8 protein-coding genes are annotated in these 14087 nt (G+C 29.6%); 2 read left to right on the plus strand and 6 right to left on the minus strand.

All coding sequences use genetic code 11. The annotated features are described in order from the left end of the window. Positions 1-7: 7 nt before the first annotated feature. The 6 genes from BRSU_RS10385 to BRSU_RS10410 all read right to left on the minus strand — a co-directional run bounded on the left by BRSU_RS10385 (position 8) and on the right by BRSU_RS10410 (position 12097). The gene (locus tag BRSU_RS10385; protein ID WP_048595296.1) at positions 8-2386 is read right to left on the minus strand and encodes a sulfatase-like hydrolase/transferase; all 2379 of its coding nucleotides are present in this window, start codon (positions 2384-2386) and stop codon (positions 8-10) included. A 338-nt stretch (positions 2387-2724) separates the two neighbouring features. Continuing rightward, the gene (locus tag BRSU_RS10390; RefSeq protein WP_048595297.1) at positions 2725-5007 is read right to left on the minus strand and encodes an arylsulfatase; all 2283 of its coding nucleotides are present in this window, start codon (positions 5005-5007) and stop codon (positions 2725-2727) included. A gap of 548 nt (positions 5008-5555) precedes the next feature. Then, positions 5556-6488 carry a sugar-binding transcriptional regulator gene (locus BRSU_RS10395; protein ID WP_048595298.1) on the minus strand — a complete coding sequence of 311 codons (933 nt, stop codon included), beginning with the start codon at positions 6486-6488 and terminating at the stop codon, positions 5556-5558. Positions 6489-6557: 69 nt separating this feature from the next. Next, complete coding sequence (locus BRSU_RS10400; protein WP_048595299.1) at positions 6558-7319, minus strand: hypothetical protein; 762 nt, start codon at positions 7317-7319, stop codon at positions 6558-6560. Positions 7320-7537: 218 nt separating this feature from the next. Next, positions 7538-9370: a methyl-accepting chemotaxis protein gene (locus tag BRSU_RS10405; protein ID WP_048595300.1), complete on the minus strand. Its 1833-nt coding sequence runs from the start codon at positions 9368-9370 to the stop codon at positions 7538-7540. 330 nt (positions 9371-9700) lie between these two features. After that, positions 9701-12097, minus strand: coding sequence for a sodium-translocating pyrophosphatase (locus tag BRSU_RS10410; protein WP_048595301.1), 2397 nt, complete (start codon positions 12095-12097; stop codon positions 9701-9703). A 249-nt stretch (positions 12098-12346) separates the two neighbouring features. Here BRSU_RS10410 and BRSU_RS10415 point away from each other — a divergent pair, with 249 nt between their 5' ends. Continuing rightward, positions 12347-12931: a histidine phosphatase family protein gene (locus BRSU_RS10415; RefSeq protein ID WP_048595302.1), complete on the plus strand. Its 585-nt coding sequence runs from the start codon at positions 12347-12349 to the stop codon at positions 12929-12931. A 44-nt stretch (positions 12932-12975) separates the two neighbouring features. Beyond that, a complete protein-coding gene (locus BRSU_RS10420; protein WP_048595303.1) occupies positions 12976-13953 on the plus strand; it encodes a cobalamin biosynthesis protein CobD/CbiB in 978 nt (325 codons plus the stop codon). Positions 13954-14087 lie beyond the last annotated feature (134 nt).

Genomic DNA, 14087 nt, shown 5'->3' on the forward strand with positions numbered 1-14087 from the left:
AATATTTCTATTTTAATAAATCATCTCCAAGCACTATATTAACTTCATCTACCTTGCCATTAAATACATAATCATCTTTATAATCTAAACTCACTTTAGAGCCTACATCTTCACCTATACTGAAATAATCATAAGAAATCATTATAGGAAGCATTTTCACAGTAGAACTTGCAACTGCATTTCCGTCTATAATCATATCAATGACTCCGCTATTTACTTTGTCTTTCTTATAATCCATAACTATATTATATTTACCTGCTTTCATTACTTCAGGTGATATAACTTTCTGTCTTTCTCCTAAATAATTATATTCGTATACAAGGTTTCCATTATCATTTATATAAAGTGTATATCCGCCGTCTAAACCGCCGTTAGCATATATAACACCTTTGGCATTATTAGGCACTTCTATATCAACATTAATCTTATGAGAAACAGGGCCTGTTCTTGCTGCTGATAATGAGAAGAAATATCCGTCTTCTTTTTTGTATGTATAGTTTGTTGCTCTGAATTTAGATGTTGAAGGATAATACCAAACAGAGCCTACTCCAGTATATCCTGCACCTTCAGGAACATAACTAAAGAATTTATAAAGTCTTAAATATTCCTCTGCATCTTTTGATACAGCCTTACCAGTTTTTAGAGAAGTAAGCACATCTGAAGCTAATTGTCCGTAGCGTTTTGTTAATGTTTCCGGGCTAGTTTTATGTACTATATCCATAAGTAAATTTTCTGAGTCATGGAATTCTCTTCTTACTGTTTCATACTTCAAAGCCATTTCTTTTACCTTGTCCGGCATAGAAGAAGCTAAATTATTTATCTGAGTAGGATCATTATTTATATCATATAATTCCCATTCCTGAGTTTTAGGATTAGTTACTATAATATATCCGCTTCCGTCTGCATAGGTTCTGTCAAGCATCATAAGCAAAGCTATTTCTTTTCTAGGATTAGTCATAGTATTAGAACTTTCAAAACTTTCTTTGAATGATATACCCTGCATTTTTTCCTGCTTCACTCCGTTAACTTGACTTAAAGGTTCTGCTCCTATAATATCAAGCATAGTAGGAGTTATATCAAATACAGCTATCATATCTTTTGAAATTCTGCCTTTATCAACTATTCCATTAACCCAAGAAGCTATACAGAAAGTTTTAACTCCGCCGTAATGAGTTTTAGTTTTGAAATATCTTAATGGAGTATTTGAAACATTAGCCCAGCCTTTATTATATTCTGTTCCATATAAAGCACTTCCGAATTCATCTAATAAACTATATTGCGTATCTAAATCATGAACATATAAATTTTCATTAGCATGATTCATTATACTTCCGTTTCTTCCGCCATTATAATTTGCCCCATTATCTGAAACAATTATAAATATAGTATTATCATAAACTCCCCTCTTTTTCATTTCTGAAACAAGATATCCTATCTGCTCATCAGTATGCTCTAAAAAGCCTGCATAAGTTTCCATATGTCTTGCCGCAACTGCTTTTTCTTTATCTGTTAAACTATCCCAAGAAGGTACTTCATCATTTCTTTCTGATAATACTGCATCAGCTGGCATTATTCCCAACTCTTTTTGTCTTTCAAATATTTTTTCTCTTTCAACGTCCCAGCCATGATCAAATTTACCTTTATATTTATCTATATATTTTTTAGCAACATTGAAAGGGCCATGCATAGCACCGAATGCCACATAAGCAAAGAAAGGTTCATTTTTAGATTCATCAATATATTTTAATGTTCTATCAACTATATCTTTACTCAAATGATAATCAGGATCTGAAGTATCCGGAACTATAAACTCATCGCCTTCTATAATACCGCCAGGCTGAAATTGATTAGCCTGTCCTGCTATAAAATTATAATTCTTATCGAATCCTTTTCCTGAAGGCCAATGATATTTATCTCCGTCCGGTGTAAACTCATCATAAGGGCCTAAATGCCATTTTCCTATAGCATAAGTGTTATATCCATTTGCTTTTAAAGTATGAGTGATAGGTGCATGTTCCGGCTTTATTCTTCCTGCCATATTAGGTGCTAAATCTCCGAAATCAACTTGACTTACCGCTCCCATTCCTACTTTATTAGCTTCGCACCCTGTAAGAAGTGATGCTCTGCTTGGCGAACTTAAAGGAGAAGTAAAATAATTAACATACCTTATACCATTTTGAGCCAAAGCATCAATATTTGGTGTAGATATGCTTGAGCCGTAGCAGCCTAAATCACCGAATCCCATATCATCTAATACTATATAAACAATATTAGGCTTCTCTGATTGATTCTTATTTTCAGTTGAACAGGATACTGCAGATGCCGCTATGAGTACAGATGAGCCTATACAAAAACCTTTTTTTAAATTATTATTATTTTTCCTCATATACTATTTTATTCTCCTTACAATTCGTATTTTTTATATATACCTAAACAACTATATTTTATCAAAAATAATTTTTTTACTTTTAAATGTCTGCAGGGCTTTGCCCCGCACCCCACTTCTTTTGTTGCCACAAAGAAGCAAAAAGGCTATATTTTAGCTTAAATTGATAAATTATATTACATGTAAAATAATTTTAGTATGATTTAGTACTAATTTTACATTTACACTTTCGAGGATATAAGGTTCTTTGACGAAGTCCGCCTGCAACCGAAGGAAGTGCCTTTTAGGTATGTTGTGCAGCGGGGAAAAAGAACAACAAAATAATTTACAAATACTAATTATATAGCTATTTTGTTATAATCATTATATCCTTCAACTGTTACTTTCTCTAAATCTCCGCTGTATTCAAAATGTCCTCTGCCTTCATATCTATCGCTTACATTGCCTTGTAAATCTCTTCCTGCTGACATTCCGTCTGTTGTATTTGCTGTCATTGGATATACTTTAGGTAATGCGAGTTTTCCGACTTCTTTATCATTTACTAATAATGAAGCCTCTCCTGAATCCTTACCAGTTTTTATGTATTTAACTTTTATAGCTAACTCACCTAAAGGCAAAGGCTCATTTACTTCTATATGATATTTTGCGTCATCATATATATATTCATAATTTAATTTATTATTTATTATATATAATGAATATCCTCCGTAATGATTACCAAATGCCAATAATACGCCTTCCTCTGCTGATGATTTTCTATTTAAATAAGCTGTTATATCATAAGAACGGTTTAGTGCTGTAGGTATAGCTGATATATTAACATTTATACTTGATGTATTTGGATATAATGTTAAAGAGTTTTTCTTTTCTATATTTTCGCTCAATTGCTTAGCTATTAGTTCAACATGCACTCTATCATCAAGAGGATTAACTCCGTATTTTTCTGCCTCTTTATCCCATAAGTTTTTCATCTCTTTTAATTTGCTCTCATTTTCTTTTGAAATATCTTTAAGCTGAGAGAAATCAGTATTCAAATCATAAAGAGCAAAATTATCATTATCAAAACTATCACCCTTTTTATGAGAAATTGATAAGAAGTATCCATTATCATATAATCCTCTATTTCCGTAAAGTTCAAAATACTGAGTAGTTCTTTTAGTATCAGCATTTGCATCATTGAAAGTAGGAAGTAAACTATATCCATGCAAAGGCATTTGTTCTATACCATCAACTGTTTTAGGTTCTTTTATGCCTGTAATATCTAATACGGTTTTTGCTATATCTGTAACGAAACTAAATTGTGTTCTTATGCTTCCGTTTTGTGATTTATCAATACCTTTAGGATAATGTATTATTAAAGGTACTCTTATTCCGCCTAAATAATTTGCACTTTCTTTATAATATCTAAAAGGAGTAGCAGAAACCTGTGCCCAGCCTTGAGGATAATTAGGTGCTAATTTAGAAAATTCATTTATTCTTTTAACATCTTTTTCTATATCTGACATAATACCATTTTTTATATTAACAGTATTCAAAGTTCCTGTAGCTTTTCCAGAAGGAGAAGGGCCATTATCAGCTATTAAGAATATTACAGTATTATCAAGCTCTCCCATATCTTCCAATGCTTTTATTAATCTTCCTATTTGTGCATCAGTATGTTCTATGAAAGCGGCATAATGTTTTTCATATTCTATAAATAATCTTTTTGTATCTTCATCAAGTTCATTCCAAGGCTTAACATTTTCATTTAATGGAGAAAGTTCTGCATCCATTGGTACTATGCCTAATTCTTTTTGTTTTTTTAATCTCGCCTCTCTTATTTTATCCCAGCCAACATTATAAACATTCTCATACTTCTTCACATATTCTTCCGGTACTTGATGAGGTGAATGTGCTGCACCTGTTGCATAGTAAAGCATGAAAGGTTTTTCTTTTGATATTGATTTATGGCTTTTAATATAATAAATAGCTCTGTCTGTAATATCTTCTGTCAAATGATAATTATCATCATATACAGTATCAACATGAGTATTTCCGTCAACAAGTTCAGGATTAAATTGATCAGTTTCTCCGTCCATAAATCCGTAGAACTTATCGAATCCTCTTCCTAAAGGCCAATTATTATAAGGCCCTATGCTGCTGGTTTCCCATAAAGGAGCCACATGCCATTTACCTACTGCATAAGTATTATAATTATTATCTTTAAGTACTCTTGGTGTTAAAGCTGCAGTATTTGTTATTTGTGCTGTAGAATGAGGAGCATTTAAAGTATAATTAGCAAGCCTTCCCATACCTACAGAATGAGAATTTCTTCCGCTTAAAAGTGCTGCTCTTGTAGGTGAACTTAAAGGAGTAACACAAAAATTATTATAGCGAAGTCCGTTTTCTGCTAGCTTATCTATATTAGGCGTGCTTATCTCTGAACCGTAACAGCCTAAGTCCGAAAAGCCCATATCATCTATAACTATATAAACAATATTGGGCTTTTCTATATTATTATTAGCTAAAACTACACTATTATCAGCCGCCGAATTATTATCATTACAGCTTGCACTTATCATTGATGAACTTAATGCACCTGCAAACAATAATGATTTAGAAAAAATATTATCTTTATTCATAAATATTAATAAACTCCAAAATTAATCTTATTTACGGTATTAGAACAAATGTTCTGAACAATTTTTCTATAATTATACAATATAGCTGTATTTTGTCAATTGTTCTGAAATAAATTTCTAAATTTAAATATAAATTTATTAATATTTATTAAATTGATTAAATAAATAATAATTTATAAAATAAAATTGTTTAAGATATACTAAAAATTTTGAAATTTTCCAAAAAGTATTTTTTAAGTTTTTTGTTTGTGGTGGCTTTGCCCCCACACCCCTACTTCTTTTACCGAGTAGGTACCTTTCGGTATTGGTATAAAAGAACCTTATATCCTCGACAGGCTCGGATACGCTTTGCGAACAACTGCATTTTTAACCAAAAACTGGGGGATTATACTATATTTAATACATATTCTTAAAATATAAAGTTTAACAATTGCTTTTTTTTACGAAGTACATTTTAGGTATGCAGCAACTTTGACGAAGTCCACCTTTGGTATGCGGCGGGAAAAAGTTGAATAAAAAAATTGACAAACTTAAAAATTTTCAGTATATCATAAATTGAAGTTTGATATTATAGAGTCTGCTGTAGCTTCATCGGTTATTAAAATATTAAAATACTTCTTCATAGCTACAAATTTAATAATATCTATTTTTTTTACTCCGGAAACTATACAAACTATATCTTTAATCTTTTTTAATTCTGAAAGCATTATAGAGTTTATATAATATTTATCAGGATAATTAAAAGTTTCTCCATTGTTCATGAAAAAACTTCCTAATATTATTCCTTCTATTTCATCAATATTTAATTTATCTACTTTTGGTATATCGGATATATATGATTGATAAGATTCTCTCCTGCTGCTTAAACCTATTACAGCAACATCTAAATCAGACCAAAATTTTTTGAACTCCTCTAATTTTTCAAGGTCATTATTATTAAGAGATTTTTTTTCTATCAATGCAGGATAATTATTGAAATAAGCTTTTGAATTGAATTTTTCAGCAAATCTATCAACTATAGTAGTAATTTGTAAATAAGGATTATTATTATTTCCTAAATTTCCTATAAGCGGATAAAATACTTTTTGTTTATCTGAGTCATTATATTTTAATTCTATAGAAATATTGTATAGGGTTTCATTCCACCCTACTCCTATTTTTTTACTATTTTCTATTAAAGCAGATAAATACTCTGATGCTTTTACATATAAAAGTTTATTATCATTTGAATCTTCTACTATCAAAACATCTTTAAGATTCAAATATTTTTTTATCTTTTCTGCCTTGCTTTCATCTTTAATATTATTAGGCATGGATATTTCTATTTTTACTATTTCTAATTCTCTGGCTCTTTTTAATAATCTTGATATTTGAGGTCTTGATATATTTAAAATTTTAGCTATTTCGCTTTGGGAATAATCATCTATATAATAATATTTAGCAACTGTATAAAGCAAGCTTGCATCATCAAAGATATTCATTAAATGCATCCAAATTAGATTTTGATTTTATTATACAAAAAAAAATTAATTTGTCAAAACTATAGTTTTTTAATTAGATCCATCACTTCTTCCAAAAGATATACCTAAAATTAAACCAATAGAAAGATCGGAGAAATTATATTGATTATATATATTGCCGCCTAAATTATTATTAACAACATCAGTTTTATACTGCATACCAAAATTATACATAATATATCCTCCTATAGTAAAAGCAAAATTAGGAGCTAAATATAAAAATCCTTCAACAGTAAGTTTTATATAAGGCATTATAGGAGCTTTAAATAGATTTCTCATATCATCAACATTCCAATTATCCAAATTAGGTGAAGCTATAACCCCTCCGTATTTACTTGAAGATTCCATAGCATATAAAGGAGCTATTATTCCGGTACCAAACCCTATAGACATTTTACTGAAATTTAATTTAACAGTAGCCCCAACCATCATAGAATAAAATCCAAGTATCTCTGTATATTTTCTATTATTTTCTTTATAATCAGACATCAAAGCATTAATACTAAAACCAATATCTACAAATAAACTCACACCCTTAATAATACTCGTATAATCATCTTCAAATAATTTAAAATAATTTCCTATTTGGAAAAATACAGCTCCTTCAAAACCTAAAGTACCTTTAACGCTGTCATAAATAGTGTTTTTATAATTATCATTTACTTTTATAAAATTAAACGGAAAAGTAATTCCATAATGTCCTTGAAAATTTATCTCTAAACTAGCAAATGCACTATATGTAATAGTTATAATTAAAATGTTTACAAATAAAAAATATTTTACAAACTTCATAATAAATACAAAAACTTTATATTAAAAATAACAAAACAAAAATGATATCGTAAATACCTAAAATTAATAATATTAAGTATGATTAGTATTATTAATAAATATAAAATTACCATTATTTAACAATTATTCTATAATAAAAAGAATTATAATTCATATTTAAATAAAAAAGCTGCCTAACTAATTAAAGTCAGACAGCTTATATTTACATTAAATAAAAATTAATTATGTGAAATCTTAAAAAACTCAATACTTCTTTCTAAAAACTCTGCTTTTTCAACCAAGCTCTTTGAAATTTCATTTGAGTTTTCAGCTAAAGCAGCATTTTGAGTTGTAGCAGATTCCATATTATTTACTTCTATACTTATCTGATTAGTTCCTGATTCCTGCTCTAATGCATTTGATGTAATAGTCTCCATTAATTTAGAGGTATCAGATACTTTATTCTGTAAATCAACGAATATTTCCTGAGATTGTTTTGCAGTTTGAGTAGCCGTATCTATTTTCTGAGAAGTATTATCTACTAATTCAGTGATATCTTTAACCGAAGCCTGGGTAGTTTGAGCAAGATTTCTAACTTCTGAAGCAACTACAGCAAATCCCTTTCCTTGATCTCCCGCACGTGCCGCCTCTACTGAAGCATTAAGAGCTAATATATTAGTTTGAAAGGCAATGTCTTCAATAATCTTTGTAATATCTTTTATTTTCTCACTAGACTGATAAACTTCTTCTATATTTGAAGCAGTTTGAGCAATTATATTGGCTGCATCTTCTATATACTGCATAGATTCTGACATCATATTTTTTCCAAGCAAAGATTTTTCAGCAGAAGTTTTTATATTAGAAACCATTTCTTCAATACTTGCTGCTGTTTCTTCCAAACTAGATGACTGAGAATCAGTTCTTACAGATAATTCATTACTGCTTTCCATCATACTTTGTGCTGCTGTCATTATTTCCCTTGAAGCATCATTAACATTAGAAACAACCTCAGCCAATTTGCTGCTCATAACATCAAATACTTTTTCCAATTGTCCAAATTCATCTTTTCCATAATTATCTTTAATACGGGCGTTTATATTTCCTTCTGATATACTAGTAGCATGCTGCATTAAAACTTTAAGAGGATGAGTAACTTTTTTAATATAAAGAAAAGCAAATACATTTATAAAAATAATAGATAAAATACATATAATTATAGATATGAATATAGAATCATTATTAGCCTTATAAATAACCTTATCATCCATAGCCATAATTAAATACCAATCCAAATTTTCGAGTCTGCTGTAAACCGCAGTCCTAGGATCATTGCTTACAGAAGATATATAATTCATAACTCCAGAATACATTCCTCCTTTTATTATTGAAGTATATGCCTCATTAGCTTCCGTATTAATTTCATTTTTAGTATCTAATACAACAATATTATTATCATCAATTGCAAATATTCTCGTTCTTTCAGGCAATTTTAATTCCTGAAGTTTAATGGCTAAATCCTCCCAATCCATAATCATATATACATTTCCAACATATTCTCCATTATATTTCACTCCGCAAATAACAGCCAATGACCATTTATTATCAGCACTAGATCTCTGTATTCCATCATCAAAAGATGCCTCATTATTATTATTTTTTAATATATTTAAAATGTTAGGTCTTACTGTTGTTATATTTTCTCCTATCTTTACACTATTAACATTATCTAAAATTATTCCATTTGTATCTGTTATACCTATATCAAGTACATATTCATTAATAGCCTCAAATTCGGTAAGAGTGGTTCTTATATCAATCTCTCTATTTACTAAATAATTTCTTACTATAGGGGATACTGCATAAGTTTTTATTAAATTTATACTATCATCAAGCCAAACATCTAGCATATCTTTATAACCATTTACTGTATTATCAAAGCCAGATAATGTTGAATCTTTAACTATTGCATGTGATCTGTATGATAATATTGCTACTATCAAGACTAAAAAAAATGTACTTAAAATGCTTATGGCTATAGGCATTTGTACCCTTATAGAATGTATTTTTTTCATATATTTTCCTTTTATAAAATTATTTTATTTTCTATAAATGTGTAATATTGATAATAAAAATTTTTAACAAAGGCTATAAGCAGTAAAAATATAGTATCTGCTATTATAATAGTTTCATTATTAAAACAAAAAATTGATATATTTAAACTCTTGAATAAAAGATGATTATAAATTAAAAACTGATAAAGTCAATAAAAATCTAAAATATTTTTTTACTTTTACACATTTTTCTAAAAATTTTTTTTTACAACAAATATTATAAAAAATAAAAAAGCTGCCCAACTTTTTATTGAAGTCAGACAGCTTATAATTTATATTAAATAAAATTGATTACTTAATAATTTGATCAGCAATACCTAATATTGCTTGAATTTTTGGTGAGAAAGCAACTATAGCACCAGCGAATACAACACTTATCAAGCTCATTAATTTGATAAGAATGTTGATAGAAGGTCCGGAAGTATCTTTGAATGGGTCACCAACTGTATCACCTATAACAGCAGCAGCATGGTTAGGGTTAGTAATTTTTTCTCCAGTTTTTGGATCAATTATTTTTTTACCGCCTAAATTACCAGCTTCAATGTATTTTTTAGCATTGTCCCAAGCACCGCCAGCATTAGACATCATAACAGCCATAGCAAATCCAGCAGTTAAACCTCCTACTAACATACCTATAACAGCAGGTACTCCAAATAAGAAACCAACTACAACAGGTACAATGATTGCTAATACAGAAGGAACAATCATTTCTTTCTGAGCTGATTTAGTACAGATTTGAACTGCTTTTTCATAATCAGCTTTTACACCTTTATCACCAGCTAATAAACCTTTGATTTCTCTGAACTGTCTTCTAACTTCTTCTACAACGCCTGCAGCAGCACGTCCAACAGCTTTCATAGTTAAAGCACAGAAGAAGAATACTAACATAGCACCAATAAATATACCTATTAATACTTTAGGGTTCATTAAGTGAATATTGAAAGCATTCATAAACTCATTCATACCTAAACTATAAACAACTTTGTCGTATAATTCTTTAGCACTGTTAGCAGTGTATTGAACAGTACCTATATCTATAGAAGTAAGATTACCAGTATTAATCATTCTTCCTAAAGAAGTTTTAATCTCTTCAATATAAGCAGCAATCAAAGCCATAGCAGTTAAAGCAGCAGAACAAATAGCGAAACCTTTACCAGTAGCAGCAGTAGTGTTACCTAAAGAGTCTAAAGCATCAGTTCTTTCTCTAACACTCTCAGGAAGTCCTGACATTTCAGCGTTACCGCCGGCATTGTCAGCTATAGGACCATAAGCATCTGTAGCTAATGTAATACCTAAAGTAGATAACATACCAACAGAAGCTAAAGCAATACCATATAAACCTTGAGAGAATGAAGAAGCTTCAGCACCAAAACCGCCCGCAAAACCGAATGCTAATATTATAGATATAACTACTGTAACAACAGGTATTAAAGTAGATTGCATACCTACAGCAAGTCCGCCTATTATAACTGTAGCAGGACCTGTTTTAGACTGTTCAGCTACCCATTGAGTAGGTCTGTATTCAGCAGCAGTATAGTATTCTGTGAAGAAACCAACTACGTTACCAGCTATAAGTCCAACGATTATAGAAACAAATAATCCCAAATTGTTTGGAAGTAAAGCTTTTACAAGTAAGAAAGCAACTACAATGATTATAGCACTACTTACATAAACACCAACTCTTAAAGACTTTAATAATTCTCCCATAGTAGCACCTTCTTTAGTTTTAACGAAGAATACACCTATAATAGAAGAAAGTGTACCAATAGCAGCAAGTATCATAGGAAGAGATACAGCAAATATTGGGCTAACATCAGGATTAATATATCCGAAAGCAGCAGAACCTAAACTCATAGCAGCAAGTATAGAACCTGCATAAGATTCATAAAGGTCAGCACCCATACCAGCAACGTCACCTACGTTATCGCCTACGTTGTCAGCTATAACAGCAGGGTTTCTTGGGTCGTCTTCAGGGATACCTGCTTCAACTTTACCTACTAAGTCAGCACCAACATCAGCAGCTTTAGTAAATATACCGCCTCCAACACGAGCAAATAAAGCTTGGAAAGAAGCACCTACACCAAAGCTAAGCATTGTAGTAGTTACAAAGTGCATTTTAGCAGCAGTATATTCAGCAGTACCTTTAGCTATACCTGTAGAAGCTAAATTAAGGAAATCTGTGCCAAATAAACTATTATCAAGCCATACATTCAATACTATAAACCATAATGAAATGTCAAACAAAGCAAGACCTACAACAGTAAGTCCCATAACAGCACCAGAACGGAATGCTATTGTTAAACCTTCATTTAAAGACTTACTAGCAGCATTAGCAGTTCTTGCTGATGCATAAGTAGCAGTTTTCATACCTAAGAAACCAGACAAAGTTGAGAAGAAACCGCCTGTTAAAAATCCTATAGGAATGAATGGGTTTTGAACTTTTAATGCATAAGAAAGAATAGCAAAAATAATGAAAGCTCCAGCAAAAAAGAAAGCTATAACTTTATACTGTTGTTTAAGATAAGCTATAGCACCTGAGCGTACATGCGAAGCTATTTCTTTCATAGTGTCATTACCTTCATCTTGTTTACGCATCCATTTATAGAAATAGAAGGCAAACGCTAATGTTAAAATTGCCGCTGATATTGTAAAAAAGCGGGCGTTTTCAGCTAATATTTCATAATTCATACACATACCCTATTTTTTGAATTTTGTTAGATTTTGTACAGTTATTGATTATAACCCAAATTGTATAAATTGTCAATTGATTTTCAAAGTATTTTTAATACATAGATAACCTATATTACAATTTTTTAAATACTATTAATTTATATATTAGTATACCAAAAAATTAAATTATATCATTGAAAAAAAATAAACTATCATTATAATGTTAATATTATCTAAGAAAATAAAATATTATAGTCGGAGTATCAAATGAAAATATTGTTCATACGTCATGGTCAAACTCAATTAAACGCTGAAGGAAGATGGCTTGGTTCTACCGATGCTCCATTATCTGAATCTGGCAAAGAAGTATTAATAAATAAAAAAAATATAGTAGAAAAATATAAACCTGTACAAAAACTATATTGCAGCCCTATGAAAAGATGCTTAGAAACAGCGGATATATATTTTAATGGTATGAACAAAGAAATTATAAATGATTTGAAAGAAAGATGTTTCGGAGATTTTGAAGGTAAAAATCATGATGAATTAAAAAATAATCCATATTATAAAGAATTTTTTAGAACTAATTGGAAAAGCAATGTACCAAATGGTGAAACATCTGAAAGCTTCTTCAATAGAACAGAAAAATCATATCTCTATATAATAGAAGATATGAATAAAAATAATTTAGATTATACTGCTGTTGTAACTCATGGAGGAGTTATTATGTCAATATTCAGCAGATATGATAATCAAAAATTAGATTTTTATGATTATCTTATACAAAATGGAAGCGGATATTATGCAGAAATAGATGATAAAAATAATATAAATATTATAGAAAAGTTATAATTTTACGATGATTATTAGTAATAACTTTTATTGGAATAAACAACATGAAAATATTATTAATACTGCCTATATCTTTTCTTCTAAATATATTTATAAAAAACATCAAATTTGATCCTTTTGTCTTTGTATCAAGACTTCATTTTATAGCTGAAGATCTATTTAGAAAAAAAGGAAATCCTGAAAATAAAATATTAGCATATACAATAGGAATATTATCATCTTTAATACTTATAGCTATAGGTTTCTTAATTCCTTTCTTTATTTTAATGCTTTTATATAAAGTTCATTTTATATTGGGATTAATAGTAGAACTTGCTCTATGTTATATAACATTAGGCATTAGAAAGCCTTTGGAAATAAGCTCCTATATACACCATAGCATGATAGCAAATGACATTAAAAAAGCTAAATCTCTTTTAAAAGAAAATGCTGAAATTGATACAGAAGATATTGGTGAAGAACAAATAATCAAAAACACAATAGAATATACTATAATAAGCATTGCTGAAGATTATATATATCCTGCTATATTTTTATTGTTAGGAGGTGCTCCTCTTTGTATAGCTTATAAAGTTATATATGTACTTTCTGAGAGTTCTTCTGATACTATATATATAGATGAAAATAAAAGCGATGATGTATTTGGAATATTAAATATCAAATTATGCTATATATTAAATATAATACCTTCATTCTTTACTGCTTTGATTTGTATTATTGCATCTATATTCTTCAAATATGAATATAAAAATGCATTTGCTGTTTTAAAAAGAGATGGTAAAAATAATAAAGCAAGATTAGAATCAGGTATTGCCGGTGCTATGAATATAGAACTTGGGGGAGAATATATAAAAGACGGCGAAATATATGACAGACCATTAGTAGGAGAATATTTGGAAGATTTAAATCCTAATCATATAGAAAAAGCTAATAAATTAATATTAACTTCTGCTATATTTGCTTTGGCAGCATTGATAATAATTAAACTTATTTCTATGTTAATATCTTCAATAATTTTTTAAATAGTATACTAAAACAAATACAGTTTGTCAAAAATAAATTTTTTAAATTTAAAATATTTGCAGGGCTTTGCTGCGAAGCACACAGTCGTGCCGCACCCCACTTCTTTTGCTACCGAAGGAAGTGCCTGCGACTT

Origin of the sequence: Brachyspira suanatina, assembly GCF_001049755.1 — a bacterium.
In the GTDB taxonomy this organism is placed as follows: domain Bacteria; phylum Spirochaetota; class Brachyspiria; order Brachyspirales; family Brachyspiraceae; genus Brachyspira; species Brachyspira suanatina.

Bases quoted from the DNA above. Each gene is read 5' to 3' on its own strand.
- BRSU_RS10385 (WP_048595296.1), bottom strand. From the start codon at position 2,386: ATGAGGAAAAATAATAATAATTTAAAAAAAGGTTTTTGTATAGGCTCA.
- BRSU_RS10390 (WP_048595297.1), bottom strand. From the start codon at position 5,007: ATGAATAAAGATAATATTTTTTCTAAATCATTATTGTTTGCAGGTGCA.
- BRSU_RS10395 (WP_048595298.1), bottom strand. From the start codon at position 6,488: ATGAATATCTTTGATGATGCAAGCTTGCTTTATACAGTTGCTAAATAT.
- BRSU_RS10400 (WP_048595299.1), bottom strand. From the start codon at position 7,319: ATGAAGTTTGTAAAATATTTTTTATTTGTAAACATTTTAATTATAACT.
- BRSU_RS10405 (WP_048595300.1), bottom strand. From the start codon at position 9,370: ATGAAAAAAATACATTCTATAAGGGTACAAATGCCTATAGCCATAAGC.
- BRSU_RS10410 (WP_048595301.1), bottom strand. From the start codon at position 12,097: ATGAATTATGAAATATTAGCTGAAAACGCCCGCTTTTTTACAATATCA.
- BRSU_RS10415 (WP_048595302.1), top strand. From the start codon at position 12,347: ATGAAAATATTGTTCATACGTCATGGTCAAACTCAATTAAACGCTGAA.
- BRSU_RS10420 (WP_048595303.1), top strand. From the start codon at position 12,976: ATGAAAATATTATTAATACTGCCTATATCTTTTCTTCTAAATATATTT.